This is a genomic window from Companilactobacillus miaonis, from assembly GCF_036913615.1.
Classification (GTDB): Bacteria; Bacillota; Bacilli; order Lactobacillales; family Lactobacillaceae; genus Companilactobacillus.
In genome coordinates this window covers 65,075-88,049 of the sequence record NZ_JAYKTX010000012.1, presented here as the reverse complement: position 1 = coordinate 88,049, position 22,975 = coordinate 65,075, and the positions used below count along the sequence as shown (strand labels likewise).

Sequence of the window (22,975 nt, the reverse complement as noted above, 5' to 3'; positions counted from 1 at the left end):
GAACCTTAAGGTGAAAAACACTTTAAAGTTCCTTTTTGTTTTAATTGAAACTGATAATCAACAGAAGAACGTTGATTTTTCAGCAGCCTCCCACACAGGCAGGGTTTAGGTGTGCTTTTTCACACACTGCGGACACGAAGTCCCAATAATTTCACTGTAAGCCTATTCTTCAGCAGCGTCAACAGCTTTGATAACTGCATTTCTAAAGCCATATTCTTCAAGTGCGGCCACACCACGAATCGTTGAACCACCTGGTGAAGTTACTTCATCTTTCAAAGCTGAAACGTTTAATTCAGATTGCTTAGCTAACTTGGCGGCACCAATGGCCATCCCAATAGCAGCGTCATAAGCAAGTTTTCTGTTTAAGCCATGTTTTACGCCAGCATCGCTCAAAGCTTCGATGAAAACATCTAGAAAAGCTGGTGAACAGCCGGCAACAGTACCTAAAATTCCTAATTGAGCTTCAGGAACCTCAACTAATTGGCCAGTGTAACCCATGATCGAAGCAATTTTTTTCTTGTCATCATCAGTAAAGTCACTTGAATAAGTGATACCAGTAAAACCGGCTCCAACTTTGACTGGTGTGTTTGGAATCGCATGTGCTACTTTGACTTCCCCTAGTGCTTGCTTCAAATGAGAAACTGAGGCATTTCCTGTGAAAGCAACGATTAACTTACCTGCAGCGATTTCCTTTAATTCAGTCAAAACACTATCCAAGGCATTGGCACCAACGGCAATAAAAATAACTTCTGTGTCTTCTAGCTGTTTAACCCGTTTTACCATTTTAAAACCTAATTGATCATCTAAAAGTTGGGTTCTGTTGGAACGACCACCTTTAACAATAATTTGATTTGCATCAAATCCATTTTTTACCAGACCCGTTATAACGGCTCCTCCGATACTTCCGGCACCAATAAATCCAATCATTATGCACTATTCTCCTTCACAATGTTTATACTGTACATTATATAGAAATTATTTTTAGATGAGAAATATAGATTGTCATTTCCTTTAGTTTCTCATCGTTTTTTTGTATCATTTGATTAACAGGAGGGGAATAATGAACAACTATAAAACACGCGCTCAATTAAAGGGTGAGGTGAAGGATTTAGTCCGGGGACGTTGGAGTACAGCCGTCTTACTATACTTGATCCCAACAATCTTGATGTTGGCAAATGCCGGTTCAGGTGGAAGCAGAAGTTCTAGTGACTACACATCGACAACAGCAAACTTTAACTTTACTGCTATTGTCACAACGGCGTTCTCATCAGGAATCATCGTCTTTTTATTGAGTTTGATTTTCTTAATTGTTTCACTTTCAGCAACTTTTCGTGGCTTGGATTGGATTGAAGATCCGAATTTAGAATTTAGTCCAATCAAGAGTAACTTCACTTACTTCAGAAGTCCTGATTGGTGGAAGTTGATTTTCATTTATATCATCAATAATATTTTTGTATTCTTGTGGTATTTACTTTTGATTATCCCTGGAATCGTCAAGAGTATCGCCTACTCACAAACTTTCTTTGTCTATAAAGATTTAAACGACCGTGGCTTAGCCGATAATTATTCACTAACCGACTACATTACTCGCAGTCGCCAGTTAATGAATGGTAATAAATGGCGTTACTTCGTCTTACAATTGAGTTTCATCGGTTGGTTCATTTTAGGTGGTATCACTCTAGGAATCGGATTCTTCTGGATTTTCCCATATTACAAACTAACCATGGCTAACTTCTATCGTGACTTGGTTGCCAATGAGAATAACTAAAAAAAACACAACTTAGGTTGTGTTTTTTTATAACGCCGTTATAAAGTATAGTGATCAACTACATCTCTCAATAAACTTGTTATATCAGTCTTAGCTTTATCGTTATAATATTTAGCAAAACGCTCGTCACTAACATACATTTCGACTAAGCCTTTGTGCATCTCTTTAGTATATTTAGGCCAAGTAAATTGTAACCAGGATTTATGTTCTTGATAGATCTTTTTAGCCAAAGCGGAATCCAGGTCCGGATTTTGTTTGAGTATCACTAGATCAGCAATCAGTTGTGACTCAATTTTTTCCATTTGATCAAAGTCCTCTTTTGATAATTGACCATACTTTTTATTCGACTGTTCGACCATATCGGTTCCATAGTTTTGACGGATTTCGTTTCCGAATTCAGTTTCATTTTTCTCTAATTGTTCTTTTTTAAAAGCTGCAAATTTTTCACTATCTGTCATCGTAATTTCTCCTTGATAATCGGCAATTGTGTTGGTGATATTGGTTAAAAGAGCATCTACTTGGTTTCTTTTTTCTAGTAACAGACTTTGTTGTTCTTTGAGAGCTTTTAGGTGTGAAAAATCAGGATTATCGAGAAGTTGTTTAATTTTACTCAATGGAAAATCCAGTGAGCGATAAAACAAAATTTGCTGTAATTTATTTACATTTTTTTCATTATAAATTCGATAATTGTTTTCATTAATCTCACTCGGATTCAATAATCCTATTTCATCGTAATATCTCAAAGTACGCGTACTGACACCAGCTAATTGGGCTAATTTTTTAATTGTATATTTCATAAATAACTCTCCTAACAAATTTGATTCTAAGGGTTCACGCTGCGTTAAGGTCAAGGAAAAAATCACAAAAATCAATCATATTTTTTTGGATTCTGTTACTATAAAGGAAACAATTATTAGGTGGGTGACTAATTTGAACGAATTTATTCAAGTACTAACAATTGCCGGTTCTGACTCTGACGGAAGTGCCGGCGCACAAGCTGATCTAAAAACTTTTATGGCTCGTGGCGTTTATGGAATGTCCGTTTTAACTGCTGCAGTAGCTGGTAATTCTTATGGTATTCATGACAGTGTCAATATGCCAGCCAAATTTATCAATAGTCAAATCAAAGGTATCAAAGATGATTTTCATGTATCTGCCTTCAAAACGGGTATGCTTTCTGATTCTGAAATCATTAATACTGTCACCAATGCTATTAGTGACAAACCTTTTGGAACTTTTGTTTTAGATCCTGTTATTATTACTAAACACGGGGCTATGCTTTTAGAAACTGAAGCCTATCAAACTTTGATCGACAAGTTGTTCCCTTTGGCAGACTTAATCACACCAAACTTTTACGAAGCTAAAAAATTATCTGGTTTAGAATTAAACAATAAAGAAGAAATTGTTAAGGCTGCACATAAATTACGCAATTTAGGTCCAAAAAATATTATGATAAAGGGTGAACATAGCGACGACTCAATTTCAGAAGTTGAAGACTACGTTCTCCTAGAAGATGGACAGTCATTCTGGATCTCTGAACCGTTTGTCAAAACTGACCACATTAACGGCACGGGTGACACTTTATCATCATGTATCGTAGCTGAAATTGCTAAGGGTAAGAGCATGGAAGACGCCATTAGAATTGCAAAAACATTTACTTACAATGCTATTAAAAATGAAATCGATGTTGGGCACAAATATGGTCCTATTAACCATTTTGTAAAGGATGATATACAATAGTATTTGTTAGTAAAATCGGAGGTTAATTATGGTAAGAATAACAAAAATTTCTGCCGGTATTTTATTGCTTATACTATCGATTATCTTAATGATCAAGTCCGGATTTGAAGGCTTTATCGCCGCACTAGTCGGTACTGGTGCCATTGGAGGTGCTGCTGGTATTTTGATGGCAATAACTTACATCATCACGGCAGCTATCTACATTTTGACAAATCGGACTTACAGTTTAGTTCCTGATATCGTCGGCTTCATTATTTTAATTTTGGGCGGTCTAATGGGCTTGTTTAATGCCAACATGCCTGGTGCTGGATTCTTAAAGATCTGGGCTTGGGTCGGTATTATTATTGGTGCCATCGATTTAATCGTCGTTATAACGGATACAATCATTAATCCCTTACCTGATGAAGATGAAAATCAAAATGACAATCAATTCAACAATAACCAATTTAATCCCTATCAAAATCAATTTAATAATCAACCAATGAATGGGCAATACAATAATCAACCGAACAATTTTAATCAACAAAACTATGGGTACAATCCTTATCAAAATAACCCAAATCAAAACAATCAATTCAATCAACCTAATCAATATGGACAATATCCACAAAACCAAAATTACAATGGTTACAACCAAAATCAAATGCCAAATCAACCAAATGGCGGCAACAATCGTCCATTCAATAATCAGGCAATGAATCAAAATCGCCAAAATGGCAATTATCAAGCTCCACAAAATTATAATCAAAATCAATTTGGTCAAAATCAGAATAACCAAAACTACAATCAGGGCGCCTATAACCAACCTAATCAACAAAACCAGTTTAATAACCAAGGTCAATTTCCTAACAACTTCAACAACAACCAAAATAGCGTTGGTAGTCGAAGTCGCAGCAATCGTCATAAGAAGTAAAGTTAAGTATGTCGAAGCCGATTTGGCTCAGTGGTGAATAACGAATCTATCTTAGATTTACTTTCCATTTGATTAGGAATAGTAATTTTATTCTGACGTAAAACTTGGTATCCTAATAGATTATTCTGATCCACAAATTAAAATTAATAAATAAAGAAAGAGGATATTACTAATACTGCAAATGCAGTGTAGTAATATCCTCTATTTTTTATATTCTATTAATCAAACTATTCAAAACACAAGACGTTATAACGCTTCAATTTATAAAACTTAAAAATAGTACTTGCGCAAATATCCAAAAAGAACGGCTAATCCAAACAAAATTAGAAAAGCTACCAATCCTTTTAGTTGTTGTTGATCTCTAAACTTTGGTTCTTCTTCTTTTTCTGTGCTCAATTCCTTAGAAAAATACACAATTACCACGCTGTTCAATGCAATAGCTACTAATAATAATCCTGTTGTTAGATTGGACAACTTACCTAATATTCTTTGCTGCGAGACTACCAAAACTAAGAGGATATTCAAAATGCTTGGTACCCAAATGTATTTTTTTAAGCTCGCTAATCGAGTTTTTTTCTCTATATCTTTCACAACATCAGATCCTTCCACCAATAAATTATCGAGTGACAGGTGATAGAGTTGCGAAATTCGAATCAAACTTTCAATGTCCGGGAAGGTTTTTCCAGTTTCCCAGTTAGAAATAGTTTTAGACGAAACGAACATTTTTTCAGCTAATTGTTCTTGAGTTAAACCAGATTCTTTTCGTTTACTGCGTAATATTTGATTCAATTCCATAACTAATCACCTTTCAATTCAAACCTATCAAAATGGGAAAAGAATCACCATCCAATCCCTTTCTAATTTCAATATATTCAATAAATCAATCGTTATAACGTTAAAAAATGTTTTAAAATTCCTTTATTAAAGAATTCCATTGATTTTTGTAAAAATTTCTTGTCGATAATGATGATAAAAACGATTTCAAAGGACTATATTTTATATTAGAACACTAATTATATATAAAGTTGTTAAAAATTTATCAATCTGTTGATAATCCTATTAAAGCACTGATGAAACCGCTTTTCACAAGTCGAATTCATTGCTTAAAAAGTTAATCAATCATATGATAAATTTGTATATATAGGGAAAAATATATTGTTCTAAGGAGGTTTTTTACCATGCTCACTATGGGTTTAAGCATTGTCTCTTTGGCACGTTTCCAATTTGCTATGACAACAGTCTTTCATTTCTTCTTTGTTCCCTTCTCAATCGGAATGGGTTTCCTTGTTGCCATTATGGAAACTATTTATGCCGTAAAAAAAGACAAAGTTTATTTAGATATGGCAAAATTCTGGGGGAAAATTTTCCTGCTTAGTTTTGCCGTTGGTATTGTTACAGGTATTATTCAAGAGTTCCAATTTGGTATGAACTGGTCTGAATATTCACGTTTTATGGGTGATGTATTCGGTGCTCCTTTAGCTATTGAAGCTCTACTTGCTTTCTTTATTGAATCCGTCTTTATCGGAATTTGGATGTTCACTTGGGATCGTTTCAAACCAGGTGTTCACGCATTTATGATTTGGATGACTTCAATTGGTACAATGTTGTCGGCTATTTGGATTTTAGCTGCTAACAGTTTCATGCAACATCCTACTGGCTTTAGAATCAATAACACTACCGGTCGAATCCAATTGACTGATTTCGGTGCTGTTGTTGCTAATCCTCAGCTTTGGAAAGTCTTCCCTCACGTTATCTTGGCCGCTTTCATGACTGCCGGTGTTGTTATCGCTGGTATGAGTGCTTGGGGCTTGTTACGTAAGAAGAGTGGTGAGAATCATTTCTTCAAGACTTCACTTCGTTTTGGTCTTTGGGCTAGTTTGATTTTTGCCCTTGCTTCAGCTGGTGCTGGTGATTTGCAAACTCAACAAATTATCAAGGATCAACCAATGAAGTTCGCCGCTACTGAAGGTATTTACGAAGATACTAAGGATCCTGCTCCTTGGACGGTCGTTGAATTGATCGATAGTAAAAACCATACAGCTAGTGGAAAAATTGAACTTCCTGGCGTTTTGAGCCTTTTGGCATATCACAAATTAAGTGGTTCTGTTAAAGGTATGAATACCATCAACAAAGAATTACACGCTAAATATGACAAAAAATTTGGTAAGGACATGAACTATTATGTTCCACCTAAGACCTTGTTCTGGAGCTTTAGAGTCATGACCGGAATCGACGCTTTGATCATGTTGGTTGCTCTCGTTGGTCTGATCTTCTCACGTAAAAAGAAAGATACAATTGAAAGTCACAAGTGGATGCTAGTTGTTTTAGGCATCTGCCTCTGGGTTCCATTTATTGCCAACTCAGCTGGTTGGTTTATCACTGAATTCGGTCGTTACCCATGGATCGTTTATGGTCTATTCACAATTGCCGATGCCGTTTCACCAACTTCAACTGTTGGTACTTTATTATTCAGTAATATCGTTTACTTCTTACTATTCACACTTCTGGGCGGCGTAATGATTTGGTACTGTCGTCAAACACTTCATCATGGTCCTTACTTTGAAGAAGCCGACGCCAAACAAAACGTTGATCCATTCGCAAAGGAGGCCTTTGGACAATGACACTAAGTACATTATGGTTTATCGTAATCGGACTTCTATTTGCCATCTTCCTCTTCTTGGAAGGCTTCGATTTTGGAGTAGGAATGTCAACCAGATTTCTTGCTAGAAATGATGAAGAACGAGCTGCTTTAATGTCAACGATTGGTCCTCACTGGGACGGAAATGAAACTTGGCTAGTAACAGCTGGTGGTGCCATGTTTGCATCTTTACCACTTTGGTATGCCACTTTATTCTCAGGTTATTACATTCTCTTTTTACTAGTTTTAGTTGGTCTTATCTTGCGTGGAGTTTCTTTTGAATTCCACAAACACGCTGAAACTAGAACTGGTCGCAATCTTTGGATGTGGGCATTCTTTGCCGGCAGTATCATTCCACCATTCTTCCTATGCATGATTTTACTAAGTATGGTTCAAGGTATTCCTATCAATGCCAACGGTGATGCTTTCCCAACTTTCTTTGATGTTGTCAATCTCTTGTCAGTCGTTGGAGGAGTTGCCGGTGTCCTATTATCATTAGTTCATGGTTTGAATTTCATTCGCTTAAGAATCGAAGGTCCATTACGTGAACGTGCTCGTAAATTGAATCAAATTTTATATCCCATCTTATTCCTAGGCGAAGTAGTCTTTGCTGTTTTAGTTTTTCTACAAACTGACTTCTTCACTAAGAGATTTACCTCATCATTATTGATCACTGTTCTAATTGTTTTGTTCTCACTTGTAGGTTACTATGGAGTCCTAAAGGATAGAGAAGGCTGGAGTTTTGCTGGTAGTGGCTTATCACTAAGCATGGTTATCGTCTTGCTATTCAACGGACTTTTCCCACGTGTTATGATTGCTACAAATCCAGCACATAGTATTTTGATTAAAAATGCTGCTAATTCTCAATACACCCTCACAATTATGACGATTGTGGCATGTATTCTGGTTCCAATTGTGGCAATTTACTTCGTTTGGTCATATTCCCTATTCACTAAGAGAATAAATCCAAGAGAGAATACGGTGAAATATTAATGATAGATAAGCGTTTATTTCGCTTACCGGGAACTAAAAAATTACTCTTAATGCTTGCAGGATTAACTCTCTTGCAAGCATTTGTTATTTTATTCCAAGGTAAGTATTTAGCAGAAGCACTAGTTAATTCGTGGGAACAAAAACCACTCCGTTCGATCATCACACCGATGATCTTATTTGCAGTAGTCTTTATGCTTAGACACGTCTTTACACTGATCAATACAAAAATCGTCGAAGGCTATGCTAGTAAGACTGCTGAGCAGATTCGGTCTCAATTACTCGAAAAAGTTTATACTGCTGGCCCAGAGATGATTTCAGACGAAGGTAGTGGTAATTTAGTTACTTCCTCACTTGATGGAATTGACTTAATTGAAAACTATTTCAAATTGATTTTTACAAAATTGATGGACATGTGCCTTATTCCACCAGTTCTATTAATTTATATTTATATGCAAAATATCGCTTCAGGTATTACTCTGACTATCATTGTGCCCTTAGTCATCCTTTTCATGATCATTTTAGGACTCGCTGCCCAAGCTAAGGCCGATTCACAGTACAAACAATATACGATCCTATCTAATCATTTTTTAGATGCCTTACGTGGTTTACCGACCCTTAAAATGTTAGGTCTAAGTAAGCGCTATGCTAAAAATATCTATACTGTCAGTGACGAATACCGTCGTCGAACGATGAATACTTTACGAATCGCCATCCTCTCAACCTTTGCGCTTGACTGGTTAACAACATTGGGAATCGCTATCTTGGCAGTCTTCTTAGGTTTAGGTCTGATCAACAATAGTTTTCCACTCTTCCCCGCTTTGGTAACGCTGATTTTGGCGCCGGAATATTTCTTGCCATTACGCAATTTTTCAAACGATTACCATGCTACTTTAAACGGGAAAAATGCTCTAGCTGCAATTTTCGAGATTTTAGACCGGCCAACTACGACTAAGGAAAATCAGTTGCGTGATTTCAATTGGGATAATAATTCGCAAATATCAATTGATACTTTAAGTTTTTCTTACCAAGGAACTAGTCAAAATGAGGTCAGTCTTGATATTGATAGCCTGAAACTTTCTGGCTACCAAAAAGTTGGTGTCATTGGTAAATCTGGTTCTGGTAAAACTACTTTGATTAGAACGATTGGCGGTTTCATTACTCCCAATTCAGCTAATATTGCCATTGATGGACAACATTTGGATAGTTTCAAACAAAAAAATTGGCAAAACAAATTAACTTTTTTGCCCCAATCACCCTATTTATTCTCAGCTTCAATTGCTGAAAATATTGCCTTCTATCGACCAGATGCCACAAAGGAACAAATTGCTGCTGCTGCTTCAAAAGCCGGTTTAATGGAATTTATCGACACTTTAAAAGATGGCTTTGAAACAAAGATCGGTGAAGGTGGACGTGGTATTTCTGGTGGTCAACAACAGCGAATCATGTTGGCTCGGGCTTTCTTAGCTGACGACCGTCATATTTTGATTTTTGATGAACCAACCGCTCACTTGGATATCGAAACTGAATATGCCCTCAAACAACCGATGGAAAAATTATTCAAGAATCATTTAGTAATTTTTGCGACCCACCGTTTACATTGGATCAAGGAAATGGATTACGTTATCGTTATGGATAACGGACAAATCGCTGAACAAGGAACCCCAGCTGAACTAAGTCGTCATAACGGTGCCTATAAACAATTAATTAATAATATGCGAGGTGAACGGATGTGAATTTCTTTAAAACTTTTAAACATGATTCCTGGGTCAAACCTTACATAAAACAATACAAAGGCTTACTTATAACGGCGTTATTATTAGGATTAATGACTTCTTTTTGTGCCGCTGCTTTGATGTTTACTTCAGGCTATACGATTGATAAGGCTGCAACTCATCCTGTCAACATTCTTTTGATCTACGTACCAATCTTACTGACCCGAGCTTTTGGTATCGGTCGGCCAGTTTTTAAGTATCTCGAACGACTCAAGAGTCACAATTGGGTTTTAAGAGTTACCTCAGATTTAAGAACTCGCCTTTACAAAACGCTCGAAAGTGATGCCTCATTTTTTAACGAACACCATAAAACTGGTGACATCATGGGCCTATTGTCTGAAGATATTAGTCACCTTCAAAATCTTTATTTAAGAACTATTTTCCCAGCTGTAATCTCTTATTTATTAACGATTATTGCTTCACTAGCTTTAGGGGTCTTCAACCCTTCATTCGGCTTTTTCGTTTTCTTACTGCTGTTCGTTGAAGTTTTTCTCGTTCCATTATTTTCAGTTTCTGTTGAAAGTGCTCGTCGAGCTTATCAAAAAGAAGTCAAAAGTGACCTCTACGTCCAATTGACCGATAACATTTTAGGGGTTGATGACTGGATAATTTCTGGACGGAAAACTGATTTTCAAAATTTAACTTCACAAAATATCCGTAATCTTGATCAATCGAAGAATAAGTCCAAAGCATTCCGACGTAATCGTGACTTGTTATTACAATTGATCTTCGCCGCAATTGTTGTTTGTTTTTTGATTTTTACCAATTTGACGATGACCAATAATCAAGAACAAGCCAACTTCGTTTCAGCCGTTGTTTTGGCAATTTTTCCACTTTCAGATTCTTTAATTCCGGTCAGTCAAGGCTTTGAAGAGTGGCCCCTGTATAAAGACTCAATCATTCGTTTAAACACGCTTAAACCAGTTAAAAGCCACCTTCCCGAGCAAGTTAACTTGCCAGCGACTGATTTTAAAGAGTTAAATCTAAATCACGTTTCTTTTGAATACAATACTGATTCTTCTATTCTAATCAAAGATTTTTCTCAAAAAATCACTCGTGGCGAAAAATTAGCATTACTTGGTCCAAGTGGAATTGGTAAGACAACAATCTTACAGCTGATTTTAGGCGATTTGTCCCCTACTGAAGGTCAAATTACAATTAACGATCTTGGTATCGACCAGATTCAGGTTAATCGTGAAAAAATCTTTTCAGTGCTTAATCAAAAACCATTTTTATTCAACACAACTTTAATGAACAATGTTCGCTTAGGTAATGAAAATCGAAGCGATTCTGAAGTCAAAAAAGCCCTAGAACGTGTTGGTTTAAAGAAATTAGTTGAGTCCCTACCTGATAAATATGAAACACTCGTCGGAGAAAACGGCTCCCGTTTTTCAGGTGGTGAACAAGAAAGAATTGCCTTAGCTAGGATTCTCTTACAAGATGCTCCCATCGTTTTATTAGATGAACCAACCGTTGGACTTGATCCAATCACTGAGAATGACTTACTAGAAACTATTTTCGAAGTTCTAAAAGATAAGACTATCATCTGGGTAACCCATCATTTACAAGGCGTTAAACACGTTGATAAAGTAGTCTTTATCAATGACGAAAGCATCGAAATGCAAGGTTCACCACAAGAGCTCTATAAAACTAATCAACATTTCAAAGAACTATATCAAATGGACCAAGGACTTTAATCGTTATAACGCTTCTATTTTTTTAATAGCTTGAACAATAGAAGATAAAAAATAGAGGATATTACCAATACTGCAGAATTTTGCAATATAGTAATATCCTCTTTTTTTGTCTGTTAAATTTTTCTCTGATGTATATGACACAATAGGCCGTTAAAATACCAAACTCCGACTCTGAATAGAATTGCTATTTCTAAAAAAAACGGAACGCAAATAACTAATAGACGGGAAATTCAGTCCGGAATAGCAAAGCTGATTTGGCTCAGCCGTCAGATTCTTGTTAGTGCTTTAGCACTTACAAGAAGGCCTAGTTTTGAGACTTTGCGTACTTTGCAAAGGCTCAAAATAGTGCCGACAGCGTTCCAGCCAAAATCGGCTTTGCTATGGAGGACGGCATACTTCACCCCTAAAAACACTAGAATCCCATTGTTACGCCGTTAATTATTCCAATTGGACTGTCTTTTAGTGAACGTGACATTACTTCTAGTTGATTGATTATGTCATTTTGCTCTTTTGTAAAGTGATACTCATTAGCGAATGCTAAATTTCGTAAATACCAGTTCAAATTGCGGATTGCTTCAGGGATTTGCTTGTATCGTTGACTAACTTTTTCTGACTTATTGATAGCCGTATATGCTGTTAGAATCTCTTTTTTGATTGCTTTATTATCTTGTACGGAAGCATTCAACTGATTTAAAAGTTGATTGGCTTTCTTAACTTCTTGAAACTTTTTCTCTTCACTCATAATTTCCTCCTCAACAAGAAATTACTTGATTCGATCAATCAAGTTCTTAACTAAAGTTTTCAGAATCTTTTGATTGTGACTCTTAGGTAACTTCTCGATTTCACTCACAGCCCGATTTGTATAGCTCCGGGCAATTTCTTTTGCCTGATTGAGATAACCATTGTCAATGACGATATTTGTTGCCTTTTTGTCATCTTCACTAGTTAACTTATCTTTTGATAAGACTTCGATCAATTGTTCGTTTCCTGCCTCTAAACCTAAGATATATGGTAACGAATATACACCATTTTTTAAATCTTCATGGGCAGGTTTGCCAATTTGTCCAGAATCACTAAAATCTAAAACATCATCAATAATTTGAAAAGCCATTCCGATATCGTGGCCAATTCCCTTGCAACGATCGATCAAATTTTGGTCGCCGTCACTAACTATGGCCCCCATCGCTGCACTTAGGCTAAACAATTCCGCCGTTTTACCAGAGATTTCAGTGAGATACATTTCGGTCGTCGCCTTGACGTTAAAATTAATCAACATTTGGTCCAACTCACCAACCAAGATTTTTTTCATACTGAGAGCGTTGCGTAAAATATCAACATTTGAATGCAAATTACGCGAAATCAATTCAAAATAGAGCGTAAATAAATAATCTCCGGCATAAATTGCATTCCGACGACCATATTTTGTATGGATCGTGGGTTGTGAACGGCGCATTGGTGAATCATCGATCACATCATCGTGAACTAAAGTGGCAACGTGCAAAATTTCCAGTGATGCTGCTAAAGGAATTAAATCTTTAGTTGGCAACTTCTTTTTGCCAAAATCGCTAAATAGCAAGAAAAAGGCCGGACGCAACATTTTGCCGCCTGAGGTCAAATCTTGAATCATCCCCGTTATTTCAAGATTATTGATGTGAACTGCTTGATGAATATACTCTGTTGTTAAATCCAATTTCTCTTCTAGTTGCGGATAATGTTTCCAAATTGATTTCGCCATAAAATATATCTACCCCTGTATCGCTTTGTTGTATTTCAAAATAATTCTATAATAGAACCTATTAAAACCAAAGGAATGATTAACGTGAAACCTTCAGTATTTTTTGAGCTAGTCGAAATTAAAGCTAAAACTGCGAGTGTCTTCCCTTTTTTAATGGGAACGTTGTATTCATATTATCACTGGCACTCTATTAACGCTCTTGATTTGATTCTATTTTTTATCGCTATGTTTCTATTCAATATGGCCGTTGATATTAACGACAATTACTGGGACTACAAAAACGCCACCGGGGACGATTTTCGTCAAAAAACTAATGTCATCGGTGTTCACAATCTTAACATCCATCTAGTCGGTTGGCTTGATTTTTCTTTCACCGTTATAGCGGCTGTCATTGGTTTATTCATCGTTTATCGAACCGGACTACCATTACTCTTTTTAGGTTTATTCTCATTTGCAGTTGGTTTTTGTTATGCAGGCGGACCTTGGCCAATCAATCGCGGACCACTTGGAGAATTCTTCTCTGGTTTCACAATGGGTTACATCATCTACTTGATTGCTATCTACATCAACACTGTTCATACGCCAGAAGTAATTTTGAATTTCAAATTTTACGGTGACGCTTTATTGTCATCATTACTAACTGTTTTTGCCATTTCTAATCTACTGTTAGCTAACAATATTGCCGACCAAAAAGAAGACATTGGTCTAGGTAGAAAAACACTTGTCTATTATCTCGGTAAAGACAATTCAATTTTTATTTTAAAATCACTCTATGTCTTGGGATATCTAGCTCTTACTTGTTCCGTTATTTTAGGACTACTTCCAAAATTAATGCTTTTGACCTTTTTGATCTCACCAATTGTATATAAAAATGCCAAAGCATTCAGCGCTAATCCAATCAAGAAGAAAACTTTCCCCTTAATCATCAAAAATCTCTTGCTGATCACTTTGACAGAAACAGTCACCTTTATCTTAGGTGTGTTATTTAATTTTTAATTTAAATATTGAGCAAAATCATAAGTATCTTGGGCAATCATTAATTCCTCATTAGTAGGAATCGTATAGGCTGCCACTTTTGAGTCATCAGTCGTGATCTTGATCTCACCACCACGTTGAGCATTCTTCTCAGGATCAAGTTTCAAGCCCATGTATTCGAGTCCACTTAAGATATCTTCACGCACAGGAGCTGAGTTCTCACCAACACCAGCTGTAAAGGCTAATACGTCCAAGCCACCCATCTCAGCCGTGTATGAACCGATAAATTTCAAGATCCGGTTTCGATACATTTCCAAAGCTAATTTAGCACGCGAATTAGTGTCTTCGACAGCTTCGATATCACGCATATCTGGGGAAACGCCTGAGATTCCTAATAGTCCTGACTTATGATTCAAAATATCGATCATGTCTTGAATATCAGTAATACCTAATTTTTCCATTAAGAACGGCAAAACTGAGAAGTCAATGTCGCCACTTCTAGAACTCATCATGATCCCAGCTAGTGGCGTGAATCCCATTGAGATATCGTAGGCTTTACCGTTTTTTATTGCGCTAATTGAGGCTCCTGAGCCTAAGTGCAAGATGATAACATTCTTATCCTTGATACCACCATCGACAATTTCTTCTAGGCGTTGAGCAATGTAGCGGTGACTAGTTCCGTGAGCTCCATAACGGCGGACATGATACTTCTTGTAGTCTTCCATATCGATGCTATAGAGATAATTAGTTTCAGGAATATCAACGAAGAAAGACGTATCAAAGACTGCAACTTGAATTGCCTTAGGAACTAATTTTCTAAAGACGTTGATATAATAAGCTTCAATTTTATTGTGAAGTGGTGCATATTCTGCTAATTGTTCAATTTTTTTCAAGTTCGCACTGTTAACGATTTCTGACTTTTTAAAATCTTCCCCACCGGCAACAACACGATGACCAAATGCGACAATGTCTTCAAATCTTTGAATGATGTCCATATCTTTTAGTGCATCCAAGATAGACAAAACGGCGACATCATTGGATTCAATGGCTTCCTCACGTTGGATCTTTTGACCATTGTACTTTAATTTAAAGACTGCTTTGGGACTACCTAAACGGTCGATCATCCCTGAAGCAATTGTTGTTTTGGCAGGCATTTCAAAAAGTTTCCATTTCAAAGTTGAACTACCTGCATTTATAGCCATAATCTTCATACAAAAACTCTCCTTTTTTGGTCTAAGTTTTCTCTATAAATAGCTTTATATCAAACTTTACACCGATATAAAAAAATGCTACTCTTTAGTAACTATTATAAGTCTTTTTATGGGGGAATCCATTCGTGAAATTTTTAGACATGTTACGCAAAATTGATGAGAAGCCAGAGCCTAGTAAAGCGGTTCCAAATTCTCCTAAAAAAAATCAAGAACCTACACCTACTTCACAAGCTCAATCAACCGAAGTGGCTGAAAAACCTGCTGAGGAAGAACAACTTCCAATGTCTGTTCATGATAAACGCGTAAAAATCGAAGAACAAATGAACGATTTATCGCACCAATATGCTCAATTGAGAAATGATCTCAAAACAAATCTTTTCACAGAAAAAGACGATTTTGAAACTAAAAAAGAAACCCTAGATAATTATCTTGAAACATTAAAACGCGATGAGTCTGAATCAACTGAAAAACTAGCTGACACTAAAGCTCAAAATGACGACGCTGCTAAAGAACAACTGGCTCACGTTAAAGCCGACCGTAAGGATCTAGAGGCAAAACTCTCCGATTTACAAGATCGACTCAAAGATTTGAATTCCGACATCAACGCCAGAACAGCCCACTTAGAATCACTCCAAACTAACCTGGCTAAGAATGAACAATCTGAATCTGACATGTCAACTTCAATCAAAGAAGAGAAAGATTTACAAAAGATGCTCGTCTTGATGGAAAAACAAAAGAATTCTATCAACACCCTCTATGATCAAAGAAAAGACCTTAAGACTCAAATCAACTCTGCCCAAGAAAATATCGCAAATCTAACTAGCAATGCTGACGAACTTAATACTAATATTAGTGACGTCAACAATCAAATCGAAGATTTAGTGCAAAAAGCTAAAGATATCAATGACAAGATGAAGAACGATCACAATTATCGGATTGAAACTATCGCTGGTTTAGAACGACACTTGCAAAGTTTGGATGAGGAACATAAGAAAATTGATGGTGAACTAAGTGAAGTTAATAACAACATCGACTACATCACTAAGTATATCAAAGATGTTTTCCATTCTGCATACTTAGTTCGTGATGTCTATCTCGATAAGGAGAAACAATACTTTGTAGCAGCTGATAAATTTGATTCTGATGCTGATCAAAACGATTTATTCGGCATGGTCAATTATTTGGAAACTAAATTGCAAAAACCAGTTACGATTGTTTCAACTTTCTACAACAATCACTTACATGCTTCTCTAGATCAAAAAGCTAAGGATTTGAAGATTGCGATTCCAAATGTCGTTAACCTCTTTGAACAACTTCAAGCCAGTCCTAATCCAACTGATAAAAAAGTGGCCATCCCCGAAAATCAAGATTGGGTAACTAGAACTGACGTCGAATCACAAGATACCTTCATCTATGATCAAAAACAAACATTATTAATGACGGTTGAGTATTTTGATAAGAAAATCGACCGTATCAACTATTACAAGAATGACCAAATCGTTAAGACCAATATCTATAACGGTGACGGTCAACTATCTTCAATGCAAAAATTCAATCAAGACAAGCAATTGACGGAACAAAGTTTCTACCGGACTGACGGTTCAATTGTTTTAACAATTATTTTTGATAAAAATAATGCTATTAGCTATCAATTATTTGATAAAAATGGCCTTTTGGAGCATGATTTCAATGAGAAGTCAGAATTGATTACTTGGTGGCTCAAGAGCATCTCACCTGATACGGAAAATGCTGTCTTTGTTGGTAACAACTCTGATTTGCTATACCAACTAATTACAAGCGTGAATAGTATTTCAAGTGACAACACCATTCTTCTTTTACAAAATGTAGCTAAGAGAATCGATGATGTGATAACCTTATTGGATAAGAAGTCTGAAGTTCACGACATCTTCGTGCAATCTGAGGATGACTTGCATGCGATTGAAAATAAAACTAACCGTGACATCAGTGTCAGTGTCATCAACACCATGAGTGACGGTACTTTATCATTACCTGTATCACTGAAAATTTAATATTGGGGGGCTGTATGATGTGGCAGGAGTCTCTCATTTGAACTCTAAAAAACCAAATTCATACTAAATGAGTTTGATTTTTTTTTGGTCACATCTTCAATCTTGCGAAAGTGGAAGAAATTATGAAAACTATATCTGTTATCGTTCCGTGTTTTAACGAACAAGAATCTATCAATATTTATTACGACGCCATGACGAAAGTTAAAGAAGACGCCAACAAATTTAAATTTGAATACTGGTTTATCGATGATGGTTCCAAAGACAAAACGTACTCGATCTTAAAGGATTTACAAAGAGATCACAGTGACGAAGTCCATTTCATCTCCTTCTCAAGAAACTTCGGTAAAGAAGCCGCTCTATACGCTGGTTTAAACGAAGTTACTGGTGACTATATCGCCGTTATGGATGTGGACCTGCAAGATCCACCGGAAATGTTACCGGAAATGTTCGACCTACTGGAAGCTAAAGAATACGACTGTGTTGGAACTGCCCGAATGGATCGTGAAGGTGAAAACAAAATTATCTCCTTCTTCTCCGACAGTTTTTACAAATTGATCAATAAGATGTCCCAAACTAAGATTATCCCTGGTGCCCGTGACTATCGCTTAATGACTAGACAAATGGTCGAAGCAATCAAATCAATGACTGAGTACAATCGTTTTTCAAAGGGAATCTTCAGCTGGGTCGGCTTTAAAACTAAATATTTACCATATAAGAACCGTGAAAGAGTCGCCGGCAAAACATCATGGAATTTCTGGAAATTGTTGAAATACGCCATAACCGGCATCGTCGACTTCTCAGAAGGACCATTAATGTTTGCCACCTGGATGGGAACCATTTTCTCCATCACCTCAGTTTTAGCAATTATCGCCATTATTATCAGAAAAATTGTCAATCCGCTAAGCAGCGTCAACGGCTGGGCTTCAATCGTTTCGATAATCTTGTTAATTGGTGGAATACAGTTGTTAAGTATCGGAATATTAGGTGAATATATTGGGAAGATTTTCTTAGAAGTTAAGAAGAGACCAATTTATATTGTTAAGGACAAAAAATAGAGCGTAATTTTTAGAGCGTGGAAGCCAACGGTCAGGAGTCAGCAGATAGCCCGATTCACGAATTGCCCGCGCACTTTGCGGGCGATTTGGGAAGCGTAGCTATATGTTGACTCCTGTTGGCTGGAACGCGTTTTGACTATATCGCATAGAACCATGGTTATTAAAATAAGGAACTGTAGTTATTTAAAAAAGCAGCAAGTTTTGGACATAACTACTTTTTACTCCTAAACTTGCAGCATAAACGCGGAACAGGACATAACTCTTTTCAATTCCAATCATTATCACATGATAAACCATATACTATAAGATATAATATACAGGAATAGATTAAGGGATGGATAAAACTATGAATGTACGTGATCGTCAAGCTGAAAACACCAAGAATGCAATTTTGAAGGTGGCAGCGGAAATGTTTTTATCACAAGGTTATCAGGCAACTTCTACTCGTAAGATTGCCCAAGAGTTGAACATTACACAACCAAATATGTATCACTATTATAAAAACAAGAAAGTCCTCTATATGAAGGCTATCGAGTACGTCGTTAACGGTTTAAGTGAGAAATTGCTAGCGGAGTATAACGACAAAAAGGATTTACCATTTGAAGAACTACTTACTTCAATGTCGAAGTTCATGATTGAGAATTTCCGCATCAATTATTTTGTGATGCAAAATGACATCGACACCTTCTTTACTCCTGAGGAAAAAACAGAACTCAGTAAAAATTGGGATGGTGGATATTACAAAGTTTTATTCAATATTTTTCAATCTCACAAGAGTGATTTGCGTTCTGACTTAGCAATCCCGGTTCAAGTTGGAACATATTTAACAATGTTGCTACCTTACATTGAACCCAATGATGCCAAAAGGAAGCGTAATATTGCTAACTTAGATACGGTTATCAATATTTTCATTAATGGCATCAAAAAAGAATAGGAGTAGATATGGAATTTATAACCCTTCTCGCATTGATGTTATTTCTAACACTAGTTGTGAGCCACATTTTTAACCGACTCAATTTACCTGCTGTCATTGGACAACTGATCTTGGGGGTCATTCTAGGTAAAGGTGTCTTAAACATCGTCAAACCTAGTAGTGAAGTTGATCTCTTTTCAGAAATTGGTGTCGTCTTATTAATGTTTCTAGCTGGTCTAGAAAGTGATTTAAAATTACTAAAGAAACATTTATTACCAAGTATTAATGTCGCAATTTTTGGGGTAATTCTCCCCGTCGCTTTATCACTGGCAACTGCCTTAATTTTTGGTATCAATTTAAAGGAAAGTGTCTTCATGGCCGTCGTCTTTGCCGCTACTTCAGTTTCCATTTCTGTTGAAGTCTTGAAGAGTCTCAACTACCTTTCAAGCTCGTCCGGGACTGTCATTTTAGGAGCGGCTGTTGTCGATGATATTTTGGCCATTTCTATTTTGAGTGTCATGTCTGGTACTTTGACTGGTGATTTCTCGGCCAAAAAATTATTGTTGCTACTAGCTATGTGGATCGGTTTTGGAATTTTAATTCTCGTACTTCACAAATGGATTATTCCCGAATTGATGCACTTGTCTAAATATGTTGAAGCCACTCATGCTACAACAATTTTTGCGTTGGTAATTTGTTTTGTGATGGCTTATGTCGCCGACGTAGTTCAATTAGATGCTGTCTTAGGTGCATTCGTGGCCGGAATTGCAGTATCAAATTCAAGCTACTATGACGAAAAGGTTAGTCGTAACATCGAAACGATCGGTTATGGAATCTTTATTCCAGTATTTTTCATCAGCATTGGTTTAAATCTTGAATTCGACAGTTTTCTTCGTGACTTCTGGTTGATTGCTATCTTTACCATCACCGGAATTGTCGGTAAATTGATTGGTGCTGGTTTCGGGGCTCGAATCTCTGGCTTTGGTAAAAAAGATTCCTATGTCATTGGTGCGGGGATGATTTCTCGTGGTGAAATGGCTTTGATAATTGCCCAAATCGGCTTTAGCGCCAAACTGTTATCGGAAGAATACTATTCAGCAGTAATCATCAGTATCATTTTGATTACGATCATCGCACCATTTATTCTCAAGAACTCAATTAATAAGAATCCGCTATAGCTTATAGTTACCACTAAATCAGTGCACGCGATATAATGATAACGTAAACATTTTTTATTTAGAAAATAGAAGGAGAAGGTTAATTATGGCACATATTTTAGTACTAGGTGCTGGTTACGGTGGCTTGAGAGCTGCTCGTGATTTGGCAAAAAGCACTCCAGCAGGAACACAAATTGATTTGATCGATAAAAATGATCGACACGTCGAAAAAACTGCTCTACACACTATCGCAGCAGGAACTAACCGTGCTGAGGCAGTAAGTTTTGAAATTCGTTCAGTTTTACCTTCAAATGTTAACTTTATCAAGGCAAATGTATCTTCGCTTGATTTAGACAACAAAACTGTTAAATTCTCAGATCACGAAGATATCAAATACGACTACATCGTTGTTTCTTTAGGCTTCCGTTCTGAAGACTTTGGACTAGAAGGTGCTAGTGAAAATGCCTTGATCCTTCAAGATCTTGAATCAGCTGAAAATATTTACAAGAAGATCAACGAAAACATCGCAAATTATAAGAACTCACAAGATCCTAAGGATTTATCTATCATCGTTTGTGGTGCCGGCTTCACTGGTGTTGAAATTCTTGGTGAATTAGTTGACACTGTAAAAATTCTAAAAGCTAAATACGATGTTCCTGAAATCAAAGTAACTTGCCTCGAAATGGCAACGAGAATCCTACCAATGTTCGATGAGAACCTTGCAAGCTATGCCGTTGACTATTTGGATAAGAATGGCATTAAGTTGCTTACAGGAGCTAAAATTAAGAAAATTGAAAAAGATTCCGTTATTTATATGGATGGCGACACTGAAAAGAGTGTTGGCGGAAGCACAATCATCTGGACTGTTGGTGTCAGTGGTAGTGACGTCATCAAAGACTCTGGAATCGATGCCAAAAGAAATCGTGTCATGACAACCGAATTCTTGAACCTAGAAGCACATCCAGAAGCATACTTCATCGGAGACGACTCAGCCGTTATTCCAAAGGGTGAAGAACGCCCATATCCAACAACTGGTCAATTAGCTACCGCCGAAGGATCAGGAGCTGCCTTTAATATTGCCGCCGCATTAAACGGCAAAGATTTGAAACCATTCGTTTACAAGTCAATGGGTACCGTCGCATCACTTGGACAAAACCACGGAATTGCTGAAATCACAAGCAAGAACCTCAAGTTCAAAGGAACATTTGCTTCATTGTTGAAGCACCTTTCAGCTGATAGAGGAATTATGGAAATTGGTGGTATTAAGACTGCTATTAAGAAAGGAACCATTTAGATAGAGCGTGGAGCAGGCCTGCTCAGGACTTGGCAGATAGCCTAGTTTCACGAATTATTCGCGCACTTTGCGGATGATTTGGGAAACGTAGCTATATGTCCAAGTCCTGGCCTGCGGAACGCGTTTCAGTTAAACTGCCAGAAACCATGGTTATATTCAAAAATAAAAAAAACAACCACTTCTCTCATCAAAAAGAAGTCAGGTTGTTTTTTTATTCTCCAAATCCCCACAAAACACCCAATCTTTGCTTTATAAAAATCCAAATAATATACTAACCATGAATAACTCCAAGGGGTGACATCATGGCAATTAACAAAAATCAAATTTGCACGATTTGCGGCAATCGTTTCACCATTACTGAAGGACTATTTCTTCGCGACCTCAGCGATGTTTTAAAAACACAGATCAAAGAAAACAACCACTATGCAAAACCGTCCTCATTCATTTGCCTAAAAGATTTACAAAAACTCAGAATTTCAAATATGCAAAAAATCATCGATCAGGATTTAGAGATCGATCATCAAATGAGCGACAAACTCAAAAAAGAACTAGCTAAAGATACTTACGTCATCAAAAATATCAACGACACCGTCTATGGCAAAAGAACTCGTGGCCAAAAGATGGCCGACGCTGTTGCCAAATTTGGTGGTAGCTGGGGCTTTATTATCGTCTTCACAATTGTTTTAGTCGGCTGGATGGCAATCAATGTCCTCCATCTATTCGGGATGCATTTTGACCCCTATCCTTTCATATTATTGAACTTATTTCTCAGTTGTGTGGCTGCAATTCAAGCACCGATCATTATGATGAGTCAAAACCGACAAGCCGATCGTGACCGTTTTGATTCCGAAAATGATTACCGGACCAACACTAAATCAGAGATGGAAATTAGAATTCTACATGAAAAACTGGATCAGCTAAATGAAGTTCAATGGCCACATATTTTAGATATCCAGAAGATGCAAATCGAGGTCCTCAGTGAAATTGAAAATGAAATCCAATCTTTAAAAGCTGAAAACAGTAAAACGAGAACTCGCAACACCAGACATCCACATAAAAATTAGAGAACAAGACAACAGGGCAT

The 22,975-nt window shown here is 36.8% G+C and carries 20 protein-coding genes; 14 read left to right on the top strand and 6 right to left on the bottom strand.

Annotated elements, in window-relative coordinates:
- Positions 1–162 precede the first annotated feature (162 nt).
- Positions 163–927 (bottom strand): pyrroline-5-carboxylate reductase, encoded by a 765-nt coding sequence (gene proC, locus U8521_RS10600; RefSeq protein ID WP_334333162.1) that lies wholly within the window; start codon positions 925–927, stop codon positions 163–165.
- A gap of 133 nt (positions 928–1,060) precedes the next feature.
- Between proC and U8521_RS10595 the strand changes: the two genes are divergently transcribed.
- A complete protein-coding gene (locus tag U8521_RS10595) occupies positions 1,061–1,768 on the top strand; it encodes a DUF975 family protein (RefSeq protein ID WP_334352703.1) in 708 nt (235 codons plus the stop codon).
- A 38-nt stretch (positions 1,769–1,806) separates the two neighbouring features.
- Here the strand turns inward: U8521_RS10595 and U8521_RS10590 are convergent, their stop codons facing one another.
- Positions 1,807–2,565: a MerR family transcriptional regulator gene (locus U8521_RS10590; RefSeq protein ID WP_334352702.1), complete on the bottom strand. Its 759-nt coding sequence runs from the start codon at positions 2,563–2,565 to the stop codon at positions 1,807–1,809.
- A gap of 133 nt (positions 2,566–2,698) precedes the next feature.
- Between U8521_RS10590 and thiD the strand changes: the two genes are divergently transcribed.
- On the top strand, positions 2,699–3,508 hold the full coding sequence (gene thiD, locus U8521_RS10585; protein WP_334352701.1) for a bifunctional hydroxymethylpyrimidine kinase/phosphomethylpyrimidine kinase: 810 nt from the start codon (positions 2,699–2,701) through the stop codon (positions 3,506–3,508).
- 28 nt (positions 3,509–3,536) lie between these two features.
- Positions 3,537–4,421 carry a hypothetical protein gene (locus U8521_RS10580; protein ID WP_334352700.1) on the top strand — a complete coding sequence of 295 codons (885 nt, stop codon included), beginning with the start codon at positions 3,537–3,539 and terminating at the stop codon, positions 4,419–4,421.
- Between the two features lie 270 nt (positions 4,422–4,691).
- Here the strand turns inward: U8521_RS10580 and U8521_RS10575 are convergent, their stop codons facing one another.
- The gene (locus tag U8521_RS10575) at positions 4,692–5,216 is read right to left on the bottom strand and encodes a helix-turn-helix domain-containing protein (RefSeq protein ID WP_334333167.1); all 525 of its coding nucleotides are present in this window, start codon (positions 5,214–5,216) and stop codon (positions 4,692–4,694) included.
- A 383-nt stretch (positions 5,217–5,599) separates the two neighbouring features.
- Between U8521_RS10575 and U8521_RS10570 the strand changes: the two genes are divergently transcribed.
- The 4 genes from U8521_RS10570 to cydC are packed head-to-tail and all read left to right on the top strand — an operon-like array spanning position 5,600 to position 11,521.
- The gene (locus U8521_RS10570) at positions 5,600–7,042 is read left to right on the top strand and encodes a cytochrome ubiquinol oxidase subunit I (protein ID WP_334352699.1); all 1,443 of its coding nucleotides are present in this window, start codon (positions 5,600–5,602) and stop codon (positions 7,040–7,042) included.
- On the top strand, positions 7,039–8,052 hold the full coding sequence (cydB, locus tag U8521_RS10565; RefSeq protein ID WP_334352698.1) for a cytochrome d ubiquinol oxidase subunit II: 1,014 nt from the start codon (positions 7,039–7,041) through the stop codon (positions 8,050–8,052). Before U8521_RS10570 ends, cydB begins: the two co-directional genes overlap by 4 nt.
- A complete protein-coding gene (gene cydD, locus U8521_RS10560) occupies positions 8,052–9,785 on the top strand; it encodes a thiol reductant ABC exporter subunit CydD (protein WP_334352697.1) in 1,734 nt (577 codons plus the stop codon). Before cydB ends, cydD begins: the two co-directional genes overlap by 1 nt.
- Positions 9,782–11,521, top strand: a complete 1,740-nt coding sequence (cydC, locus tag U8521_RS10555; RefSeq protein ID WP_334352696.1) for a thiol reductant ABC exporter subunit CydC — start codon at positions 9,782–9,784, stop codon at positions 11,519–11,521. The genes cydD and cydC overlap by 4 nt, the downstream gene beginning before the upstream one ends.
- A gap of 412 nt (positions 11,522–11,933) precedes the next feature.
- On the opposite strand, the gene U8521_RS10550 is transcribed toward cydC, so the two are convergent.
- Together U8521_RS10550 and U8521_RS10545 are read right to left on the bottom strand one after the other, a co-directional pair.
- Positions 11,934–12,263 (bottom strand): bacteriocin immunity protein, encoded by a 330-nt coding sequence (locus U8521_RS10550; RefSeq protein ID WP_334352695.1) that lies wholly within the window; start codon positions 12,261–12,263, stop codon positions 11,934–11,936.
- A 21-nt stretch (positions 12,264–12,284) separates the two neighbouring features.
- Positions 12,285–13,256, bottom strand: coding sequence for a polyprenyl synthetase family protein (locus U8521_RS10545; protein WP_334352694.1), 972 nt, complete (start codon positions 13,254–13,256; stop codon positions 12,285–12,287).
- An 84-nt stretch (positions 13,257–13,340) separates the two neighbouring features.
- Here U8521_RS10545 and U8521_RS10540 point away from each other — a divergent pair, with 84 nt between their 5' ends.
- Positions 13,341–14,252, top strand: a complete 912-nt coding sequence (locus U8521_RS10540) for a 1,4-dihydroxy-2-naphthoate polyprenyltransferase (protein ID WP_334333174.1) — start codon at positions 13,341–13,343, stop codon at positions 14,250–14,252.
- Here U8521_RS10540 and U8521_RS10535 read toward each other — a convergent pair.
- Positions 14,249–15,442 (bottom strand): acetate/propionate family kinase, encoded by a 1,194-nt coding sequence (locus U8521_RS10535; RefSeq protein ID WP_334333175.1) that lies wholly within the window; start codon positions 15,440–15,442, stop codon positions 14,249–14,251. The two genes, U8521_RS10540 and U8521_RS10535, sit on opposite strands and share 4 nt — an antisense overlap.
- Positions 15,443–15,567: 125 nt before the next feature.
- On the opposite strand from U8521_RS10535, the gene U8521_RS10530 reads away from it, so the two are divergent.
- From U8521_RS10530 to U8521_RS10505, 6 genes are all read left to right on the top strand, one after another.
- The gene (locus U8521_RS10530) at positions 15,568–17,472 is read left to right on the top strand and encodes a hypothetical protein (protein ID WP_334333176.1); all 1,905 of its coding nucleotides are present in this window, start codon (positions 15,568–15,570) and stop codon (positions 17,470–17,472) included.
- Positions 17,473–17,594: 122 nt separating this feature from the next.
- The gene (locus U8521_RS10525; protein ID WP_334333177.1) at positions 17,595–18,527 is read left to right on the top strand and encodes a glycosyltransferase family 2 protein; all 933 of its coding nucleotides are present in this window, start codon (positions 17,595–17,597) and stop codon (positions 18,525–18,527) included.
- A 334-nt stretch (positions 18,528–18,861) separates the two neighbouring features.
- Positions 18,862–19,461, top strand: a complete 600-nt coding sequence (locus tag U8521_RS10520) for a TetR/AcrR family transcriptional regulator (RefSeq protein WP_334352693.1) — start codon at positions 18,862–18,864, stop codon at positions 19,459–19,461.
- An 8-nt stretch (positions 19,462–19,469) separates the two neighbouring features.
- Positions 19,470–20,618 (top strand): cation:proton antiporter, encoded by a 1,149-nt coding sequence (locus U8521_RS10515; protein WP_334352692.1) that lies wholly within the window; start codon positions 19,470–19,472, stop codon positions 20,616–20,618.
- An 85-nt stretch (positions 20,619–20,703) separates the two neighbouring features.
- On the top strand, positions 20,704–21,891 hold the full coding sequence (locus U8521_RS10510) for an NAD(P)/FAD-dependent oxidoreductase (RefSeq protein ID WP_334333180.1): 1,188 nt from the start codon (positions 20,704–20,706) through the stop codon (positions 21,889–21,891).
- A 302-nt stretch (positions 21,892–22,193) separates the two neighbouring features.
- Positions 22,194–22,955, top strand: coding sequence for a DUF1003 domain-containing protein (locus tag U8521_RS10505; RefSeq protein WP_334333181.1), 762 nt, complete (start codon positions 22,194–22,196; stop codon positions 22,953–22,955).
- The last annotated feature ends 20 nt before the right edge of the window (positions 22,956–22,975 follow it).